This is a genomic window from Vibrio mexicanus, from assembly GCF_001012815.1.
GTDB lineage: Bacteria > Pseudomonadota > Gammaproteobacteria > Enterobacterales > Vibrionaceae > Vibrio > Vibrio mexicanus.
The window spans coordinates 61,295-82,169 of sequence record NZ_JYJP01000001.1; the positions used below are offsets into that span (position 1 = coordinate 61,295).

Below are 20,875 nucleotides of genomic sequence, written 5' to 3' on the forward strand. Positions count from 1 at the left end.
CATATAAGCGGCCTCTTATACTGTTATTGATATCATTGAAGTTTTTGTGTTGTTGAAGGATTAACTCATTGGATAAAAACCAACATCTTCTGGAAATAGAGATTGAGCAGCTCAAACCCAGGATTGAAGCTGAACCCGAAAAGGTGTTGGCCATTGCTGAACAGTGCGCAGCGCGAGCAGCCCAGATTCTCTATCCAGAAGGCGCTATCGCCAGCCAAGTCATCATGTCACGATGTTACTGGTGTCTGATGGACTACCGCAGAGGGTTAAAGGTCATTAAAGAAGCCCATGGGCGCCTTTCTACACTCGACACCGACAACTTCTTACCCGAAATTCTCCACATCTATGCCCTACACTACTGGGGCCAAGCCAAGTACTACTCCGCCCAGCAATACTGGATCAAAGCCTTAGAACAATCAGCTCTGGTCGATGAAGTCGAAATTCAAATCGAATGTCTCATTGGATTGGGCAATGTTTGGCGAATCACCAGCGAACATAACCTAGCAAAAAGCACACACGAGTTAGCAGTCACTGTCGCTAATAACATGCGCATAGGTTGGTTGGAAGGTAAAGCTCGCATCTTACTGGCATGGGATCTGTATTTACTCAACAACTACGTCGAGATGCTAAGCGTGCTCGACGGCGCTGAAGAAATTTTGGAAGGTGTCAATAACAGTACTTGGCACGCAGAGGTATGGGATTTTCGCGGCCTAGCTCTACTCGGTTTAGAGCGATTGGAAGAAGCCGAAATTGCCACCAAAAAAGCTCATGACCTAGCGATCAAACACGAACTCGTCTGGATGAAAGCGCACTCTTACATCAGCCGTGCAAGGCTAGAGCTGCTTCGAAACCATCCAGATAAGGCAAAAGCTCTGTTAGAACAGGCGGAAACCTCCGCTAACTCCTTCGACAATGGGGAGCTGCTTTCTCAAATTTGTTTTCAACAGTCCCGAGTTGCCGAAGAGAGCGGAGACTATGAAAACGCGCTAACTGCGTTCAAAAAGTATCGCACCCACTCAATCAACATGCTTCGTGAGCAAACTGCTCGCGTTGGGTTAGACAAGGCACGAGCTTCAAAGCGGCAACTTGAACAGCGCGCTCGGAAACTGATTAATCGAATTCGTGGACAACACGATTTTGATTCTGAAAAATTGCTCACGCAAATGGTGTCGGAAACCTATTGGTGGGAGCAACTCGTCCTATTTAAGACGGAACTTAAACGCTCTAACCATGCAGTCATCATCATTCAGCATGATGATACTAACTACCTAGAAGTTTGCGCCGAAATTGCCCATTCACTGTGTAACAAACGAGACCTGCTTTCCCGCTTAAGCAGCGACCGCATAGGCCTACTATTAGCGGATAAAGGTGAAGAAGCGCATAACGTATTCCAAGTCTTAGCGAAAATGATCGAGATTTATCCTTGGCATCGCAAAGGACTCAAAAGCACTCTACCCATTGTGGAATACCAAGACATTTTGACCTTCCCATTTACCTTACAACAACTTGAAGACAGCAAGACACAGGATGCGTTGAATGGACACTCTGCTAAATAAAATCAGTGACTCTGGCTTAGATGCCTCAGCTGTCACAGGCGAAGAGGCCATTATATTCTGGAACCACATCAGGCAACATGTCGCAACAACAGCGATTGAACAGGCTCAATGCTTGATTATCAGCTCGGAGTATCGAAGCGAACTTAAACAAGCCCAAGCAAGTATTGATGAATTGAAAGCCGCATTGAATCTTCTCTCTTTACCGCAAGATGCAGAAGTCATGCTTGAAGTCAAAGCGAGCTTAAGTGAACGTTTAGTCGATTCCGGTGATTACCACGGCGCCCTAAACGAATACATTACAGCTTCCACTATCGCAGTCGAACATGGTTACATCGAGCTTACGCGATGGCTGTGTTAGGCATGGGTAATTTGTGCGATGCGTATGGCGATCACAACCGCGCGCTTCGTTACTACCAAAAAATCGATAGCATAGACCATGCAATTTCAAGTCGTTCATTGCGTCTACGCTACAAACTCTACATGCTATCTTGCTACATCGAACTCAATCGTGCTGCAGCAGCAAATGATCTGATTCGCGAATGTGAAGAGCTGAGCATCCTAGTGAGCGATAAGATCCTAACCGGTCAAATCCTCCTGTATCAATCAAAGCTCTATCGCATGCAGAAGAAGCCTGAAGAAGCGCTTCAAACCATAGGTAATGTGCAGTACAGCGCAGGTAATATTCATTCTGATTGGTTGTCGAATATGGTTCGATTGGAGCTGGCCCACTGCCTGAGCGAGACAGGGCGATCCCATATCGCACAGCTCGTGTTGCATTCCGCGGACAAGCGCATCAAAGGTCATTCTTCACCTATTCTTGCGAAAAGGCTAAGTGACTCCCTCAGCGATATCTATCAAGCTCAAGGCAACTTTAAAAAAGCGCTCAGCTATCAGAAGACTGGATATCGAATTGAATCGGATTTAATGAAGAACATTCCAATTACAGAGTTGGGGGCGAGCCAGCTTCGACGACTTTCGCGCTTCGAACTGCAGTTGAAACTTATCCTCTCTGAGCTTGAGAACAAAGAACTTAAAGAAACCACTGAGACACAGAAAAACACCGTGGCTCAGTTGCAGCAAGACGTATTTACCGATCCTCTGACTAATCTACACAACCGCCGTTGGCTAGATGTGAAACTCAAAGATCTCTTGCTCCATGACACACCGTTTGCTTTGATGGTGATCGACATCGACCACTTCAAATCGATCAACGACGAACTCAGTCACTTGGTTGGCGATAAGGCCATTGTGAACGTGTCACATGAGCTTTCTGCGTACTTTAAGTTCAGAGGTGCATCTTGCGTGCGTTTCGGCGGGGAAGAGTTCTTGGTTATCTTGGAAAAGTCGACACTTGAACAAGCGGAAATGCATGCTGAAAACTATCGAGAGCGCATATTCCAGTTCAAGTGGAATGATATCCTGGGCGAACGTGGCTTAACCGTGAGTATTGGTATTACGCTCCACAGAGAAGGGGAGAATACCCAGCGCACTTTCTATCGAGCCGATAAAGCCCTCTACAGAGCGAAAGCCAACGGCCGAAATCAAGTTTGTACAGAGTAGCGCAGTGCGCTACTTTTTTTGTCCTCACCAATGTTCTAGAGCCACTCCTAATCAAAGAAAGAACAGCGATATTCCCCCAACAGCGCAGACCGTACCAAAAATAGTGCGCTTGGATATCGACTCCCCTTTCACCAAAGAGATAATCAGAATGAACAATGGACTGGTTGCAATCAGTGTTTGAGCGACTGCAGGGTTCGCGTATTTCAGAGCAATTTGCTGTAACCACAACGCCAAAAAGGTACCGACAAAGATGGCACACAACAGCCACAGAAATGCTCGCTGGCTGAGGCTTTTTAGGTTCGACATCATGTTTTGTATTGGCGACTTTTCTAAGATTAAAACCACACCAACTACGGCGACAACCCCGACGCTTAACCGCACTAAAGCCCCAAGTAATGGCGACATATCGGCAGCAACCAGAGCATAGTGAGAAATCACAACGCCTGAGGCTTGGCAAACGCTGGCTAAAAGCCCGAAACCAATACCAGACCAACTCTGCTGCTCACCAACTTTCGATGGCTGAAATATCACAAAGGTAACCGCAACAGTCGTCACTATCACGCCTAGCCAAGCCTGAATACCGAGCACCGAGCCAAGTAATGCCAGCGCTAAAACGCCTGAAAGCGGAGGTGCGAGAGATTCAAGAAGCAAGGTTTTGTTGGCACCAATACGCTTTAGTGAAGCAAAGTACGCAGAGTCACCAATCGCAATACCAATCACTCCGGACAGCCCCAAAATGAGCCAGTGGTTGATCTCAATTGTTGAAGTATCAGTAGATGTAAACGGAAGCAATATCAACATCATCAAAGAGGCAATGACCCCTTTAACAATATTAAGCTGAAGTGCGCTAAATTGATGACTAAATTGCCCGTAAATCCAAGTTGCAAACGCCCAAACACAGGCCGCGCCTAGCGCTGCAATTTCGCCACCAAATTCCATCCGTACTCCCTTCTGTATATTTAGCCATCAGCTAGCATGCGCCAAGTTATAATATGTTGTTTTTTATATATACTTTTAATGGTGAATTACTTATCTTTTACATGATGCACATGAAAATCAAACCATCATAGACAAGGACGTTTGTATGTTTCTCGATTATTTCGCTCTAGGTATATTGATCTTTGTCGCGCTCGTCATCTTCTACGGTATCATCGTTATCCACGATATTCCTTATGAAATTGCCAAAGAGCGTGAACACCCACATCAAGACGCTATTCACTATGCTGGCTGGGTCAGCCTATTTACACTGCATGCAATTTGGCCCTTCCTATGGATATGGGCAACATTGTGGCGTAAAGAAAGAGGCTGGGGCTTCCAGAAGCTTGAAGCCGAACAAATGGATACACACCATCGTGTTGAAGCGCTGATTGATCAAGTAGCACAGCTTGAAAAGGAAGTTGCTGCACTTAAAACACAATCGCAAGAGTCGACTACTGTCACTCCCCGCCAAGGAAGTAATGAGGAGGAACAATAATGGACTTACTTTTAGTTCTTACTTACGCCGCGATCTGTATCACGATCTTCAAAGTCTTTAAGATTCCATTAAACAAATGGACAGTTCCGACAGCCGTACTTGGTGGCATCGTACTCGTCGGTACCTTGATCTTACTGATGAACTATAACCACCCGTTTACAGCAATTGGTAACCAAGTTTATTCAACGACACCTATCGTTTCTGGCGTTCGTGGCCGTGTGATTGAAGTTCCTGTTGAACCAAACACCCCGCTTCAACAGGGTGATGTGCTATTTAAGATTGACCCTATTCCGTTTGAAGCGGAAGTGGCCAAGATTAAAGCGCAAATTAAGGAAGCAAGCCAAGGGGCTTTAGGTCTCGAATCTAACTTCCAAGAAACGATAGCCGCCAGAGAAAAAGCCGCAGCCGAACGTGATAAAGCCAAACGCGAATTTGACCGTTATCAACGTGGTTTCGACAAAGGCGCGTTTACTGAGCAACAACTGGATACTCGCCGTCAAGCCTACAAAGCTGCAGAAGCACAACTTAGCGTAGCCGAGGCAAACGTAAATCAAGCGCAGATCTCTTTGGATTCTGAAATCGGTGGTGAGAATACAACAGTGGCTCGCTTGCTGGCAGAATTGCGTAAAGCTGAGTTCGATTTAGACCAAACGGTTGTACGTGCCCCGACTGAAGGCTACGTCACTCAATTAGCACTGCGCCCGGGTGTTATGGCCGTACCTCTGCCATTAGCGCCGGTGATGACCTTTGTGCACACTGAGAAGCGTTTGTATACGGCAGCATTCAGACAGAACTCACTTCAGCGCCTACAGCCGGGTTTTGAGGCTGAATTCAAGTTCCGCGCGATTCCAGGCAGAGTCTTCACAGGACGCGTTATTGAAGTGATTCCCGCAGTTGGTGAAAGCCAATTCCAAGCCCGTGGTTCGCTTCTAGGCACCAATGCACTGCGTACCGATGGCCGCGTGTTCGTTAACCTAGAGATAACCGATGATATGACCGAGTACAACCTGCCAATGGGTACCGCTGTAGAGGTTGCGGTTTATTCCGATAAGTTCACTCATGTTTCTGTGATGCGTAAGGTACTGATCCGAATGAAGAGTTGGCAGAACTACCTCTACCTTGATCACTAGTTTCCCTTGAACACTAGTCTCGGTTATTCGTAACCCGCAAGCAAAAAGCCTCGTCAATTGACGAGGCTTTTCTCATTCTACTCACTCCAAATCACATTGAAGTGCCTACTCGCATAACCGCAGAATACTCTGATTAATCTCTATCAATCGCAAACGGTGACCATGCTTGGCGCGTTGGCATCACTTCGAGTCGATTGATATTGATGTGCTCAGGAAGTGTAGCGACGTAAAACATCTGCTCGGCAATATCTTCGGCACTGAGTGGTTCGGTACCTGAATATAAGTTATCTGAAGCGTCTTGATTACCTTTTGTACGAACTAAAGTAAATTCCGTTTCTGCTAAGCCAGGAGCGATGTCTGTCACGCGAACGCCCGTACCTTGTAAATCACAGCGCAAGTTGTAACTAAACTGCTCGACAAATGCTTTGGTCGCGCCATAAACATGGCTTCCCGGGTATGGCCATGAACCCGCAATTGAGCCAACATTGATGATTGAACTACCTCGGCCCGAGCGAATCAAAGTGGGTAACATTGCATGAGTCACATTGACCAAGCCAGTTACATTAGTATCAATCATCGTGTGCCAGTCTTTAAGATCCACATCAGGGGCACCTTGAGGTGCAAGTGCTAGACCTGCATTGTTGACGAGTAATGACACCTCAGCAAACTCTGCCGGTAAAGACGACACTGCTTGCGCAACCGCATCCGAATCTCGAACATCCAATTTGATCGTATGCACAGGCACATCCAATTCACTTTTCAGAGCGGCTAAACGCTCTTCGCGTCGGCCTGATAGAACCAAAGCCCAACCGTCTTGAGCAAAACGTTTTGCTGCTGCACGCCCAAACCCTGACGTTGCACCTGTTATGAAAGCGATCTTCTTCATTATGACTCCTTAACCAACCTTTGCTTTGTCCAGTGCCTACTGGCATTTAATTCTATGTGACAAACTACCGCAGATGGGCAATTGAAGAAACATTAAGTTATCCATTACTATTCACTTATGCCACAATACTGCACTCTTTGGTCGCTATAGCATCTTTGAAACGAAGGCTGCAGAGACTTTTCATTAAACCTCGCTGTATAAGAAACTCAAATGAATTTTCACGCTGCTATTTTTGACATGGATGGACTGTTACTCGACACGGAACGCGTTTGCATGTCGATCTTTAAACAAGCCTGCGAGGCGCAGAATGTGCCTTTTCTGGAAGATGTTTACCTTTCAATTATTGGCCGAAACTCGGCGGGAATAGAACAAACTCTTCGCGAGGGTTATGGGCCGAGTTTAGACTACCCTGCCCTGCATAACGAATGGCGTGTCCGCTATAACGCTGTGGTGAAGCATCACGCGATTCCTGTTAAAACTGGCGTTGTAGAGCTATTGCAATGGCTGAAGGATCAAGCATACCAGCCGCCGTTGCCACCTCGACCAACAAAGACGTAGCGGAAATAAAACTGCGTTTGGCAGGCCTTGACCAGTACTTCGATCATATCACCACTGGCTGTGAAGTGAGCCATGGTAAGCCTCACCCAGAAATTTACCTACTGGCTGCTTCTCGGTTAGGTGTCGACCCAAAACTGTGCCTTGCATTTGAAGACTCAAACAATGGGGTTCGCTCCGCTATTGCGGCGAGTATGCAGACCTACCAGATCCCAGACTTGGTCGAACCCTGTGCAGAGGTGAAAGCGCTTAAACCAATTATTCGACGTTCACTTTTGGATGTATTGAGCGAGCTAAAACAGAATCAGTAACTACGCTCACTGATTACTTTATTTGCTAGTATCCAATGCTAGTAACCAATAATGGTTTTGACCGCTTTATGGTCGGAGCCCGAAACACTTTCACGGGTTGAGCGAGAACAGATTCGCCAACCCGTTTTTTGTGACTTTATCCATAGATGGTCGATACCGATCATAGTAAACGCCGGCGTAGTAAACATGTGATTCCAATTCGGCCAACTCGCTACGGCAGCCGAATCAAAACCGGGGAATAATTTCGCATACCGAATACTTGTTGCCGATAAATTAAAATCGCCAACGATTAACATCTCATCACTTGAATAACTCTCAACCATCCGTTCTACCGTGCTGATAAGAGCATTCCGTCGATGCCAAAGTTCTAGACTTCTTGGCGAAGGCGGATGTGCGGTTAAAAGGTGTACCTGCCTGCCGGGACTTAACTTCCAAGATCCTGAGATCACATGCTGCCTATCTGGAGTGGTATACACCGACATCTCTTCAAGCGGATGGCGACTAAGAATCATTTGGCTAGACGGATACCCTACTCCTTCCTGACCGCCATATTGGTAGGGGTATAGATCGCCGAGCAGTTTAAGCTTCTCACCGATCTCTGGCGCTACCTCTTGCATAACCACTAGATCGCTAGGATGCGCCATTAAATAATTAATAAAGGCGTTGGGATCTTGGTTCTCGTAATACAGATTAAACTGGACGATAGACACTGGGCGATCGCATTGGTGGCGATGAAGCGTTGTCGAAGGCAAAGTCAGCATGTAATAGACCGACATCGCAATCACACTGACAACGAGGTGTGCCCAACTTTTAAGAAACAGAAGTAGGCAAGACGCGAGCACGTAGTAGGCTAAAAACAGTGCGGGAAACGCAATGATGTTTTCCACCCACCATATATTAGGGTAGAGACTGAGCCCTCCCCAAACCAAGACAGGGATAGCGACCACCAGCCATAAAATCCATTTCTTCAAGGCTAAACCTCGTTCAGAACCTCTGACCCACTAAGTATTAGCGTAAATCGATGATTTTTCCTCAGTTCTTTCTCCATTTTGAAGCATAACGACATTTGAATGAGAATTTTCAGACTGAATCAATAATGAGATTTGAGGCATATGAATAAGTAAACCTAAAAAAAACGCTCTTAAACACCACATATTTCCTTCAAACTGAGCATTTTCGTATACGCTTAATAGATAAAACTATCAGTAAAGTGGTTCCATGAATGTGCTTAAGAGCCTGTTGGCTCTCTTTGTTATTGCCCCTGTTTTGCTCAGTTGCAGCCAAGAACAACCACCAATAAAAATTGGTGTCGTGCTGCCACTGTCTGGCGCGTTTAGCAATTATGGTCAGAAAGCCCTCAAAGGCGCGCAATTAGCGGTGGAACAAATCAACCAATCTGGGGGGTAAAGGGCCGCAAATTTGAACTCATTGTTCGCGATAACGAAACGACACCGGGAAAAACCGTCAAGTACAGCCGTGAACTGATTCAAATTGATAATGTATTGGCGCTTCTTGGCCCTGTTAGCAGCTCGTCGCGCTACGCAATGAGCGAAGTAGCAGAAATGCACAAAACACCCATGTTGTATGGCATCGACTACGAAGGTCGCCACTTCAACGAGTATCTAATTTGTTACAGCACCATTCCTGAGCAGTACATTAACCCGCTGATCCCCTATGCGGTTGATAACCTTGGCGACCAGTTTTACATTTTCGGCTACGACTACATTTGGCCACACCGCATGTCAAAGCGCATTATTGAACAGGTTGAGGAGAATGATGCGACAATTTCTGGGGTCGAGTTTGCGCCATTTGGGGTATTAGATTACACCCAAGTATTAGATAGGATCGAACAGTCTCAGGCCAATGTTCTCATGCTGATCCTTCCAGGTCGCGATGGATTTCGATTCCTACATCAAATACATCAATATCAATTTTCTAGACCGATTGAAGTGATCGCCTTCGCCGCTGACGAAACTTATCTTGCTAATGTTCAGCACGAAGCGTTAGACGGCATCTACACTGCACTTAACTTCTTCAGCGATTTAGAAACCCAAGTTGAACGAGACTTCGCCACTCAGTTTAGACAAATGCATGGAAATGACAGTATTGTCACCTACTCCACCAAGTCCCATTACGACCTGATTTATCTGCTCAAACAGGCCATTGAAGCGAGTGAGAGCAACGACAAACAATCGATCATGAACAACCTTGAAAACCTGACCCTATACCAAGGTAAGTCTATGATCACTCTAAGAGCTGATCATCACGTTGCATTACCCATGCATCTCGGTCAGTTTCAAGGAGACGCACTGAAAGTAGTGCACAGCTTTGGCATCATTGAGCCCGATGACCAGCGATGGGTGACGAATGAATAAGATAGGAATTCGTGCCTTCATCATTCTGCTACCGCTTGCCATATCCATCATTGCTTTAGGTGTGGCTTTTTATAATGCCAAAAGCACCTTACTTAGTGATCACTACAGTCAGTCCGCCCAGTTGGCCGCTACTCAAGGGGCGCAAGAGATGCGCCACTACATTGAGCAACGATTCACGGAATTCGATTCGATTAGCCTTACTGCTGCCAACTGCGCCATTTCACCAGAAAAACTTGATCTTCAGCTCAGTCAATCCGTCAGCCTACGCTCAGGGTTTTCAATGTATCTCACCACAGATATTGATGGCCGCGTAATTAACTCCGCACTCTCTTCGAATAAGAGCAATCGATACGTACTGCGTAAGAAGCTCTCCGGCACACCTATTTTATCTCGTGAAGGCCTCGCACTACTCAGCTACTCCCATCGGCTCTGGGAGCAAAACAGCCCGAAGTATTTTGTTAAAGCGGAAGAGTTAAGCCGACGTTTACATATACTCAAATCCCGTGGAGAAGAAAACTCATTCGAAGCAAGGCAACTCAGCCTCGAGCTGGCGCAAATTCGCAAATACAAGAAGCTGCCTCAAGCAGTTATCACCCTAGCGCCCGCCGCTCAAGTTGAGCAACTGGGGCTGATTTTTGATACCGCGACGTACTACTTTTCGCGCCCTATGATGAATTGCAAAGGCGAGCTTCAAGGCTATTTCACCGCAGTGTTAGACAGAACGTTGCTTGAAGATCAGATCTTTACCATTCGATCCAGCTTTGCCCAAGGCCAGATAGACGCGGTAGACATTGCCCTAGTCAATAGAAAGACGCTGCGAGTGATGTCTCCCATCACCTACTTGGAGGAGAAAACACTAAGAAAATATGGCCTGAATGAAACCGATGAACCCACTCAACGCAGCGAGCTAGGCGGTCTGCTGGTCAATCATCCCATCACGGGCACACTCAATCGGGTACTGACGGTGAGAGACCTTGAACACCTGACTACTGATAATCAAAAAGGTGTCAGCCTAATTATATTCATCCCGACCTTCTCCCAAGATGAGAAACGGAGCGACATTGCTAAAGAAGTTATCCTTTATGTCTCTGCAGCATTGGTGCTGTTTATTGGCTTAACCTTATATCTAACAAGCTACATTGCATCACCAATCAATGAGTTGAAGTCGCGAGTGAAAGAAATTGCCTTGGGTCAACGTCAGAAGTCCATGCTATCAGCCAGAACGGATGAGATAGGCGAGCTATTTGATGCCTTCAATCAAATGGCTGACACCATTTCGCAAAAAGAGCAGGAACTCACCACATTAGCCAACCACGACTCACTTACAGGCGTATTAAACCGACGCGCACTCATTCACGCGGCCACTAAAGAGGTGACGGTCACTCCCCACAACCCAGCTAGCATTTGCATGATCGATATTGATCACTTCAAGTCTATTAACGATCACTTCGGCCATTCTATTGGCGATCAAGCCCTGATTGAGTTCTGTCAATTAGTGACTCAAGAAAGCCGCAGTAAGGATATTTTTGGTCGGGTAGGAGGGGAAGAGTTTCTATTGATACTACCAAGTACCGACTTGGATCAAGCCTACGCAATTGCTCAGCGAATAAGAAGTCACTGTGAAAAGTACATCGCAGATGATCTAGGGCTGAATAAGGCGATCACCGTCAGTATTGGTGTCGCTCTATGGCAAGAAGGAGACTTTTTAACAGCCGTATCGCAAGCCGATAAAATGCTTTATCAAGCTAAACGAAACGGCCGCAATAGAATTGAATTGCAGACGAACTTGAACTAGTCCGCCTGCAATGAGGCTTGTTGCCTTAAGCCAATGAGGGTTCTGGCATTGGTTCAATAGAAGCTGGCTTTAAACGATGTTGCAGCAGCGCCAGCAATAATATACCCGTCACCCCAAGACCTATACCAATGCCCGCCCAAATACCACCTAGACCATAATTGGCCGCTAGTAGCCAAGCGGCAGGAAGGCCCACCAGCCAATAACCAATAGCGGTAATCACCGTTGGGAACATAACAATCTTCATGCCACGGAGTAGGTTAATAGCCAGCAACTGCCAAGCATCGACAATAAAGCTGATTGCCACTACCCAAAGTACCGATACTAATAGAGTAACCATCGCCGCATCAGATATTTGGAAGAATTGCGCGATAACTTCTGGGAATGCAATAAATACCGCAGACAAAACAATGCTCAGGCCTGTTACTAACTGGAAGCTCTGTACGGATAAACGCTTTATACCTTTCATATTGCCAGCGCCATATTCGCGGCCAACCAAAATCGCTGCTGCCTGTGAAAAACCGAAGTTGATGTTCCAAGTGAAGCTTAGGCACTGTAGGAGAATTTGATGCAAGGCCAAAGCGGCGACACTTATGGTACCCGCCATTAACGTACCACCGTAAATCAAACCGTGCTCCAACATGGCTGCCACAGCGATAGGCAAGCCCATTTTCAACAGCGGATTGATGAGAGTAATCGAGTACTCATTCACGCGATGCCAAGGGGCAAAGCCTACGTATTGTCTTTGGCTAAATACCCAAAGGCCGTAGCCAAGCATGACGAACAAAGCCGCAATCGCCGTACCATAGCCAAGACCCGCTAGCTTCATATCCAAGCTAAAAGCCAATACATAACTAATGGGCACATTCAAGATAACGGTAATCACTGACATCACCATGATAGAACGAACATTGCCGAGTGCACTGGTTAAGCCGCGCAAAATCAAGAGCGCCAAAGACGGGAAGATTGCCCATTTTAACGCACCAACATATTGCATCGACAAGGCAATGATTTCATCAGGCTGCTTGGCCATTTCCAGAACATTCGGAGCATAGGAAATCGCTAACATCAGAACCACAGTCATGATGATCGTCAATAACACCGCCCCTTTAACAGCAAGGCGGATCTGCTGATTACCGAATCGACGCCTTGCCACACGTTGGCCATAAGCAATAGCAATAAGGTTCGCTACACAACCCACCGTGCTGCTACCAATAATGAAGGCAAAGAAGTACACAGACGCCCCTAAACCACCCGCGGCGAGCGCCTCTACGCTAATGCGAGACATCATCCACACATCGGTTAAGACCAATGCCATTGCGATCAGCTGTGAAATGATGAGAGGAAGTGCGAGTTTGAGGATGTTCTTCATGTCAGTGTCATGCGCCCATTTCTATATACGAAGAAGTAAAAACAAAAGAGATAAGTCAGGCGGCAAGATTATTCTTTCTAAAACTGGCGTTCAATTAACATTTCTGCCACTCTTACATTCATAAAACTCATACGAATAAAAAATGAAACATTACAAGAATCTCCCCCACTCACATAATAGCCTCAAGACATTCGAAGCCGTTGCAAGAAGAATGAGTTTTACTCATGCTGCTTTTGAGCTTAACGTGACGCAAAGTGCAGTGAGCAGACAAGTTAAACAGCTCGAAGAAGAGTTGGCAGTGCCACTTATCGAAAGGCACCACCGAGCCATCACGTTAACACCCTATGGTGAGAACCTGTATCAAGTGTTGAAAACCAACTATGGCACGCTTGAAGCCGAAATCGCTCGCTGGCGTCAGCCCGAACACAAGCGAATTACCATTAAAGCGGCACTGAGCTATTCCACACGCTCATTGATTCCGAAAATTCATCAATTGTATGAGCGATACCCAGAACATGAAATTGTGGTGGTTCCCTCTTTAATAGAGGACGAAGAGTTAGAAAGTAATGATTACGACCTACTCATACTCACAACCCGTCAGAAACGCCGATACGAAAACCAGCCGGATATGTTTTTCATGCGTGAAGAATACATGGCTCCCGTTTGCGCCCAAAGCTTGGCTAGCGATGTGTCTGTTGACTCCATATTAACGATGCCGAGCTACACGCCACTCAAGATCATTACGATTGGAATCTGTGGCTCAACGCTCAATCCATCACCGAGAAAACCTCTCCACGAAGCAGTACGTTCTACTCTCTTGATCTCTCGTTGAGTGCTTGCTTGGCCGGCCAAGGCGCAACGGTGACCGATTTACTGTTAGTATTACCCGAACTAGAGAATGGGTTCCTTCAATGTCCGCAGCACATTCATGTTCAAAACAGCGCTTGGCGCTATTACTGCCATCAACGAACACACTCTGCCGTGCTCGATGAAATCGTTGATTGGCTATTAAGTGAAACTCAGAAAGAAATTGACCAGCTCAACGATTTAGCAACCCATCGTGGCTGGTATGGCATTAGCTAAATACGAAATACGAAATACGAAATGCTAGTAGATGTGCTGCTTAATGGCCAAAGTGTAAACATTCATTAACACCCCACAAACTTTGAATCCGTGCCACATTCTCGACATCGCCTTCAATTGACGCCATCTTTAGCGCCGAATAAATCCTTTGGATCAAAGGACAGGACAGTTTAGAAAAGGAATCATTGATGGATAACGACCATAGCCTTCGAGAAAACCTCTTAGCACTGATTTTAGGCAGTGCACTTGTATCACTTGGGGTCACCTTCTTTAACCAAGTTGGGCTTTTAACCGGTGGTACAGCAGGACTTGCGATTTTCATTACCAAGATCTCCGACTTTAGTTTTGGCCAAGTCTTCTTTGTATTGAACCTGCCTTTCTACTACCTCTCGTTTACGCGAATGGGGTGGCGTTTTACCCTCAACACATTCATTGCCGTTGCTATCGTCTCTTTTGCTGTAGACCATTTGCACCACGTCATTCAACTAACTCACATTGATGCCATTTACGCAGCTATCTTTGGTGGCGGATTGATCGGTATTGGTATGTTGGTCATTTTCCGCCATAAAATGAGCCTTGGCGGGTTCAACATTCTCGCTTTATACCTACAAGACAAGTTTGGGATTCGTGCCGGTAAGGTGCAGATGGGCATGGACTGCACGATTGTTATCATGTCGCTATTCATTGTCGACCTTCACATTATCGCTCTGTCTGTATTTGGCGCAGTGGCAACCAACCTCATCCTAGCGATGAACCACAAACCCGGCCGCTACCAACCTCAAGCTCACGCTTAGCCCTCATTTTTCTGCGTGCTACAACATTTGTAGCACGCAACTCTATTCATACTCATTGAATAATTAGTTCTCCTATAACCACCTGTTTTTCTGATCGTTTTCTAAACACCTCTGTTGCATATGTGGTGGTGATTTGTCCATGTGTAACTAATTGAAATTTAATTTGTTATATGGTTATAATTGTAGTCATAAAAACTATATATAAATGTTAATCCAGAGTTAAATTCCAGTCAAATCCAGTGATCCATGTCACATCTATAATTCCAATTCGCTTTTTTCCTTTCTTAAATTTCTTTTCGCCTGCTAACCTCCTGCTCGCTTTGAAATGATGTCGAAGTGAATAATAAAAGGAGTGTTCATGATGAATACCAAGAAACCAATGTCACTAACTGGCCGAATTATTTTCGGTATGATTGCGGGCATCTTGACAGGATTTGCCATTCGAATCCTATTTGGGGATGAAGGCTTTGTTAACACCTACGTTGTTAACGGGCTATTTGAGGTCGGTGGAAAAATTTTCATAGCAAGTTTGCAGATGCTTGTTGTGCCACTGGTATTTGTGTCGCTGGTTTGCGGTACAAGCTCCCTTAAAGATCTATCAACTTTAGGTCGTATGGGCGGTAAAACCCTTGCGTTTTACATTATTACGACGTGTGTAGCGATTACACTTGCCCTTACAATGGGCACGCTATTCCAACCAGGTGCAGGCGCAGATCTTACTGCTGCTAGCTCTTTCCAATCTGCAGAAGCGCCATCTTTAGGACAAGTCATCATCGACATGTTCCCTAAAAACCCAATCAATGCGATGGCGGAAGGCAAAACTCTACAGATCATCGTATTTGCGATTCTATTTGGTATCGCGATCAGTGCATCGGGTAAACCGGGCGAACGTATTGCGGCTATCTTCCAAGACCTTAACGAAGTGATCATGAAGTTAGTTGCGCTACTGATGAACATTGCCCCATACGGTGTGTTCTTCCTAATGGCGAAGCTGTTCACTGGCCTGGGCTTGGGCGCTATCATGAACCTTGCAGAATACTTCTTGGTTCTAGCGGGTACATTGATCCTGCACGGTCTGGTGACTTACAGCCTAATGCTGAAAACCTTCACGGGTCTAAGCCCGAAAATGTTCCTTAAGAAAATGGAAGATGCGGTTATGTTCGCATTTTCAACGGCTTCATCGAACGCGACCATTCCAGTGACTATGGAAACGGCGAAGTACCGCATGGGTGTAGACAACAAGATCGCTTCGTTCACCGTTCCTCTAGGCGCAACAGTGAACATGGACGGTACGGCTATCATGCAAGGTGTCGCGGTAGCGTTCATCGCTCAAGCGTTCAACATTGACCTAAGCATGGCAGACTACCTAGCGGTAATCCTAACTGCGACTCTAGCGTCAATTGGTACCGCTGGTGTACCAGGTGTTGGCCTTATCATGCTCGCCATGGTTCTAAACCAAGTTGGCCTGCCGCTAGAAGGTATTGCACTTATCATGGGTGTTGACCGTCTACTGGATATGATTCGTACTGCAGTAAACATCACAGGTGACAGCGCGGTATCGGTTATCGTTGCAAAATCTGAAGGTGCGCTAGACGAAGAGTGTTTCAACAACCCGCAAGCGGGTGAGAAAGAAGAAACGGTAGAGTTAGCGAAAGCTTAATCAAGTCTAAACATTAAACCGTTCCAAATAATAAGCCCCTAGATGCTTTGTCATCTAGGGGCTTTTTACATCCACTGAAATAGATTTCAAACGGCCTCACTTCATGCACGACGTTAAACCTGCAAACCGTTGAAACAACAAAGGAAGCCGAGGCTCACTTTTTCATCAAGTCGTCAAGTTATCGTGCGTGTTTACCTACTCACTACTCACCTTTTCGCTGCGCCTCTTTGCGCGCTAGCTTTTCTTGTCGACGCTCTGCAATGGTGTGTTGAGCATCGCCACCAACATGGACTTCACCGCGCTCACGCGCCAACTTCACTTGCTTTTCACGCTCACGAAAACGCGCTTTTTGCTCATCGGTATGTTGACCAACACACTTAGGGCAACTCACACCCTCTTCATAGTCGGCAGAATTGATATCGTCTTGAGTGATCGGCAAGCGGCACGCACGGCACATCTCGTACCCACTTTTCTCAAGCTGATGGTTCACTGCAACTCGGTTATCAAATACGTAGCAGTCACCTTCCCATAGACTTTCTTCTTCCGGCACTTCTTCGAGATATTTGAGAATTCCGCCTTCAAGATGATACACATCCTCAAAGCCCTGCTCTTTCATGTAAGCTGTCGATTTCTCACAACGGATGCCACCGGTACAGAACATAGCCACTTTCTTATGCTTGTTGGGATCCATGTTTTGCGCTACATACTCAGGAAAATCACGGAATGTTTCCGTTTCTGGGTTCACCGCATTTTTGAATGTGCCGATCTCAATTTCGTAGTCATTACGCGTATCAACAACAAACACCTCAGGATCTGAGATCAATTCATTCCAATCGCTCGGTTTCACATAAGTGCCCACCACATGACGCGGGTCGATCCCTTCTACGCCGAGAGTCACAATCTCTTTCTTGAGCTTTACTTTCGTGCGATTAAACGGCTGCTGCTTATCGAATGACTCTTTGTAAACAATATCAGCCAAGCGAGAGTCTTGCTTAAACCACGCAAGAAGCGCATCAATGCCTTCTCTTGTCGATGCCACCGTACCATTAATGCCTTCATTGGCGAGTAGCAACGTACCGCGAATCTCATGCTTGTTCATTAATGTGGTCAGTGGTTCTCGAAGCTCTGTATAGTCTTCTAGTCTTACGAATTTATACAGGGCGCAAACTACGTAGTCAGTCATGCTGTGCTTAGCCTTCTCATCTTGATTTTGCGCAGAGTATAGCGAAGTGCGAATGGGACAAATACCGATAGAAAATAGGGTTAAAAAAAGCTCCCCATCGCTGGAGAGCTTTTTATCAACAATATCATTGTCATCGATCACTCAATCAATGACCGCATCGATGTTTAGCTTAATCACTACACCAAGATGTTCATTAACAGCATTGCACCAAAGGCATTAATGATTGAAATAGCAATCATCACTGGGATGTGGCGTCCCGCTGTACCGATAGGGCCAAGGATACGACCCATATACTGAACCTGAGAACCCATTAGGTAGATAGCCGGAGCAAGAATCGCGATATGTGAACCGTTTAGAATGCCTTGGTCGAACAGTGTGATAACCACACCAACTGCACCACCCATTGACATCCAAGCGCCAATCAGTACCGCTGCTGCTTCGCCCGGCAGACCAAAAACCGCCATCACTGGAGAGAAAACGCTGCCCATCAAATCAAGCGCTCCGGTAATTTGCAGCGCTTTGATGATCACAAAAGCCATAAGAACGTTTGGCACAGTTGATGTTGTAGCGATCACCCAGCCTTTCTTTGCACCTTCAACGAAGATGTCTGTCACCATAGGTTTTTTTGCTTTTACTTCACTCATTATGCTGCCTCTTGTGCTGTTTCTTTCTTCACGTTGTTTTGCTTTTCGTTATCTTTGCCTTCCGTAATGTTTAGGTAGATACGGAACAAGTTTGCGCCAACAAACTTAAAGATGAACATCACAGCAACCGCGAGACCAATCGATGAAGTCACAGCCAAAGAGCCATCCATCATAGTTAAGGTGAACAGTACTGCACCTGATGAGAAGAAGTTAACGATAGCGGCACCAGCTGTGAACTGGAACATAGTGAATACGTCTGTTTCACGTTGAGTAAGATGGCCTTCGTCTTTCAGTTGACGAGTCATCGCAGCACCCGCATCGGTACTTTGCAGAGAAGCAATCAACGCTAGACCTGAGTTACCCGGAATACCCATAAGTGGACGCAGAAGTGGCGTTAATAGACGACGAGCCGCATCAAGTGCACCGTAGTGCTCAAGTACGTTAATCATACCTAGCGCGAACATCACAGTTGGGATTAGGGTTAACGCGAAGATAAAGCCATCACGAGCACCACTACCGCCTTGACCACGAAGCGTGGTGGAAGCGACCTGAATACCATCAGCCGTTTCTGTCACTGTGCCCGCAACGCTACCAAAAGCACCATTAAGCGTAGTGAAGTCGAAAACGCCATACCATTCGTTTGATTGAAGTAAACCAGAAAAGAACACCACCGCGAAGGCTAGAGCGACGTATGAACCTAACGTCACCTTGCGGTCAGTCTGAGAAGGACTAGACATATTGCTACCTATTTATATTGTTTTTCGGAACAGGAGTAAGTGTGACGAAAAAGAACGTGCCATAACGATGATCAGCATCAATGCAAATCCCGACTTTAGACTTGCTGCACCAATACAGAACAGATCTATGATTTTGATCAAAATCACACTCGGTAGCGCAGTTGATGAAACCAAGTTCACCAATTTGGCGCTCCTTGGTAACAATTTGAAATATTTAAGAGTAAAAGACAATCACCCTCACAGAGAAACTGTTTGGTTCACCATAGAATAGAGCCTCAACTGAATTCAGGGAGTGAATCAATGAAAAAATGGTGCTTTGCGCTAGCGTGTTTATTTTGTCTTACGCCAACTCTGGCTCTGGCCGCTAGCTCTGTCGGAGAGACCTTAAACCTTACCCAATCAACCATTGGCTATGCCGCTTTGTTTATCTTCTTCATCGCATACGTCATTGTTATGCTTGAAGAATATTTGCAGCTGAGAAAGTCCAAACCCGTATTGCTCGCAGCGGGCTTAATATGGGCCATGATTGGTTATGTGTATCAACAACATGGGCAGATTGAACTGGCGAAAGCAGCGCTTGAGCATAACTTACTCGAATACGCCGAACTGCTACTCTTCTTGCTCGTCGCGATGACCTATATCAGTGCAATGGAAGAGCGTAAGCTGTTCGATGCATTGCAAGCCTGGATGGTGGGTAAAGGTTTCGATTTTAAATCGCTTTTTTGGTTGACCGGTATTCTCGCATTTTTTATCTCCCCTATAGCCGACAACCTTACCACCGCCCTACTGATGTGCGCCGTGGTGATGAAAGTGGCTGGTGATAATCCTAGATTCATTAACCTCGCCTGTATCAACATTGTCATTGCAGCTAATGCGGGCGGCGCGTTTAGCCCCTTTGGTGATATCACCACGCTGATGGTCTGGCAGGCTGGGCACGTGTCTTTCTCGGAGTTCATGCCGCTATTTCTTCCTTCCGTGGTGAATTACGTCATTCCTGCCGTCATCATGTCGTTTTTCATTCCTAAAACTAAGCCTGATGTTATCCACCAGCACGTTGAGCTAAAACGTGGGGCGCGACGCATCGTTGGGCTATTTATTTTAACCATCGCCACAGCCGTAGCCTTCCATGCAGTACTGCATTTCCCGCCTGTTATTGGCATGATGATGGGCCTTGCGTATCTGCAGTTCTTTGGTTTCTTCCTACGCCGCACGCTGAAGCATTCGTTGGCAAAAAAAGCCGCCGTGGCGATTGCCAATCGAGACGACTACGCGCTAAAACGCCTCGGGTCTGTCGTCCCGTTTGATGTTTTCCGTCGAGTCTCTCATGCAGAGTGGGACACCTTACTGTTCTTCTACGGGGTAGTAATGTGTGTGGGTGGCTTGAGCTTATTAGGCTATTTGAGCGTTATTTCTGGCGTGATGTACACACAATGGGATCCTGTCTGGGCCAACATTATGGTCGGGATATTGTCTGCGATTGTCGATAACATTCCTGTGATGTTCGCGGTACTGACCATGGATCCGGTGATGTCGATGGGTAACTGGCTGTTAGTGACGCTAACGGCGGGTGTGGGTGGTAGCTTGTTATCAATTGGTTCAGCTTCAGGTGTTGCACTTATGGGGGCAGCTCACGGCAAGTATACCTTCTTTGGGCACCTCAAATGGGCACCGGTAATTATGCTCGGCTATATCGCAAGTATCTGGGCACACATGCTACTTAATGATTCTTTGTTTTAAATACGACGTATAATTTTGATTCGCCA

General features: G+C 46.2%; 14 protein-coding genes and 4 pseudogenes. 11 read left to right on the forward strand and 7 right to left on the reverse strand.

The window, feature by feature from the left end; all coding sequences use genetic code 11:
* The first annotated feature begins 68 nt into the window (after positions 1-68).
* Both UA76_RS00300 and UA76_RS00305 read left to right on the forward strand, forming a co-directional pair.
* The gene (locus UA76_RS00300; RefSeq protein ID WP_047042039.1) at positions 69-1,556 is read left to right on the forward strand and encodes a tetratricopeptide repeat protein; all 1,488 of its coding nucleotides are present in this window, start codon (positions 69-71) and stop codon (positions 1,554-1,556) included.
* Positions 1,537-3,116, forward strand: a pseudogene (locus tag UA76_RS00305) (diguanylate cyclase domain-containing protein). Before UA76_RS00300 ends, UA76_RS00305 begins: the two are co-directional and overlap by 20 nt.
* A gap of 51 nt (positions 3,117-3,167) precedes the next feature.
* Here UA76_RS00305 and UA76_RS00310 read toward each other — a convergent pair.
* A complete protein-coding gene (locus tag UA76_RS00310) occupies positions 3,168-4,055 on the reverse strand; it encodes a DMT family transporter (RefSeq protein WP_047042041.1) in 888 nt (295 codons plus the stop codon).
* A 145-nt stretch (positions 4,056-4,200) separates the two neighbouring features.
* Between UA76_RS00310 and UA76_RS00315 the strand changes: the two genes are divergently transcribed.
* Entirely contained in the window at positions 4,201-4,590 is a 390-nt protein-coding gene (locus tag UA76_RS00315) for a DUF3302 domain-containing protein (protein ID WP_047042042.1), read from the forward strand.
* A complete protein-coding gene (locus UA76_RS00320; protein WP_047042044.1) occupies positions 4,590-5,720 on the forward strand; it encodes an HlyD family secretion protein in 1,131 nt (376 codons plus the stop codon). The genes UA76_RS00315 and UA76_RS00320 overlap by 1 nt, the downstream gene beginning before the upstream one ends.
* A 133-nt stretch (positions 5,721-5,853) precedes the next feature.
* Here the strand turns inward: UA76_RS00320 and UA76_RS00325 are convergent, their stop codons facing one another.
* Positions 5,854-6,606 carry an SDR family NAD(P)-dependent oxidoreductase gene (locus tag UA76_RS00325; RefSeq protein ID WP_047042045.1) on the reverse strand — a complete coding sequence of 251 codons (753 nt, stop codon included), beginning with the start codon at positions 6,604-6,606 and terminating at the stop codon, positions 5,854-5,856.
* A 210-nt stretch (positions 6,607-6,816) separates the two neighbouring features.
* On the opposite strand from UA76_RS00325, the pseudogene UA76_RS00330 reads away from it, so the two are divergent.
* Positions 6,817-7,472 (forward strand): annotated as a pseudogene (locus tag UA76_RS00330) (HAD family hydrolase).
* A gap of 38 nt (positions 7,473-7,510) precedes the next feature.
* Here UA76_RS00330 and UA76_RS00335 read toward each other — a convergent pair.
* Positions 7,511-8,443 (reverse strand): endonuclease/exonuclease/phosphatase family protein, encoded by a 933-nt coding sequence (locus tag UA76_RS00335; protein WP_047042046.1) that lies wholly within the window; start codon positions 8,441-8,443, stop codon positions 7,511-7,513.
* A gap of 247 nt (positions 8,444-8,690) precedes the next feature.
* On the opposite strand from UA76_RS00335, the pseudogene UA76_RS00340 reads away from it, so the two are divergent.
* A pseudogene (locus UA76_RS00340) lies at positions 8,691-9,847 on the forward strand (substrate-binding protein).
* A complete protein-coding gene (locus UA76_RS00345) occupies positions 9,840-11,642 on the forward strand; it encodes a sensor domain-containing diguanylate cyclase (RefSeq protein ID WP_047042048.1) in 1,803 nt (600 codons plus the stop codon). Before UA76_RS00340 ends, UA76_RS00345 begins: the two are co-directional and overlap by 8 nt.
* Positions 11,643-11,667: 25 nt before the next feature.
* On the opposite strand, the gene UA76_RS00350 is transcribed toward UA76_RS00345, so the two are convergent.
* Positions 11,668-13,011 (reverse strand): MATE family efflux transporter, encoded by a 1,344-nt coding sequence (locus UA76_RS00350; RefSeq protein WP_047042050.1) that lies wholly within the window; start codon positions 13,009-13,011, stop codon positions 11,668-11,670.
* 142 nt (positions 13,012-13,153) lie between these two features.
* Here UA76_RS00350 and UA76_RS00355 point away from each other — a divergent pair.
* The 3 genes and pseudogenes from UA76_RS00355 to UA76_RS00365 all read left to right on the forward strand — a co-directional run bounded on the left by UA76_RS00355 (position 13,154) and on the right by UA76_RS00365 (position 16,548).
* Positions 13,154-14,094: pseudogene (locus UA76_RS00355) on the forward strand (LysR family transcriptional regulator).
* A 188-nt stretch (positions 14,095-14,282) separates the two neighbouring features.
* On the forward strand, positions 14,283-14,888 hold the full coding sequence (locus tag UA76_RS00360; protein WP_047042052.1) for a YitT family protein: 606 nt from the start codon (positions 14,283-14,285) through the stop codon (positions 14,886-14,888).
* Positions 14,889-15,249: 361 nt separating this feature from the next.
* Positions 15,250-16,548: a dicarboxylate/amino acid:cation symporter gene (locus UA76_RS00365; protein ID WP_047042162.1), complete on the forward strand. Its 1,299-nt coding sequence runs from the start codon at positions 15,250-15,252 to the stop codon at positions 16,546-16,548.
* 202 nt (positions 16,549-16,750) lie between these two features.
* Here UA76_RS00365 and trhO read toward each other — a convergent pair whose 3' ends face one another.
* The 3 genes from trhO to UA76_RS00380 all read right to left on the reverse strand — a co-directional run bounded on the left by trhO (position 16,751) and on the right by UA76_RS00380 (position 19,112).
* Positions 16,751-17,731, reverse strand: coding sequence for an oxygen-dependent tRNA uridine(34) hydroxylase TrhO (trhO, locus tag UA76_RS00370; protein WP_047042164.1), 981 nt, complete (start codon positions 17,729-17,731; stop codon positions 16,751-16,753).
* 176 nt (positions 17,732-17,907) lie between these two features.
* On the reverse strand, positions 17,908-18,375 hold the full coding sequence (locus tag UA76_RS00375) for a YjiG family protein (RefSeq protein ID WP_047042054.1): 468 nt from the start codon (positions 18,373-18,375) through the stop codon (positions 17,908-17,910).
* A complete protein-coding gene (locus tag UA76_RS00380; protein ID WP_047042055.1) occupies positions 18,375-19,112 on the reverse strand; it encodes a nucleoside recognition domain-containing protein in 738 nt (245 codons plus the stop codon). The genes UA76_RS00375 and UA76_RS00380 overlap by 1 nt, the downstream gene beginning before the upstream one ends.
* 300 nt (positions 19,113-19,412) lie before the next feature.
* Here UA76_RS00380 and nhaD point away from each other — a divergent pair, with 300 nt between their 5' ends.
* Positions 19,413-20,849, forward strand: a complete 1,437-nt coding sequence (gene nhaD / locus UA76_RS00390; RefSeq protein ID WP_047042059.1) for a sodium:proton antiporter NhaD — start codon at positions 19,413-19,415, stop codon at positions 20,847-20,849.
* Positions 20,850-20,875: the final 26 nt, after the last annotated feature.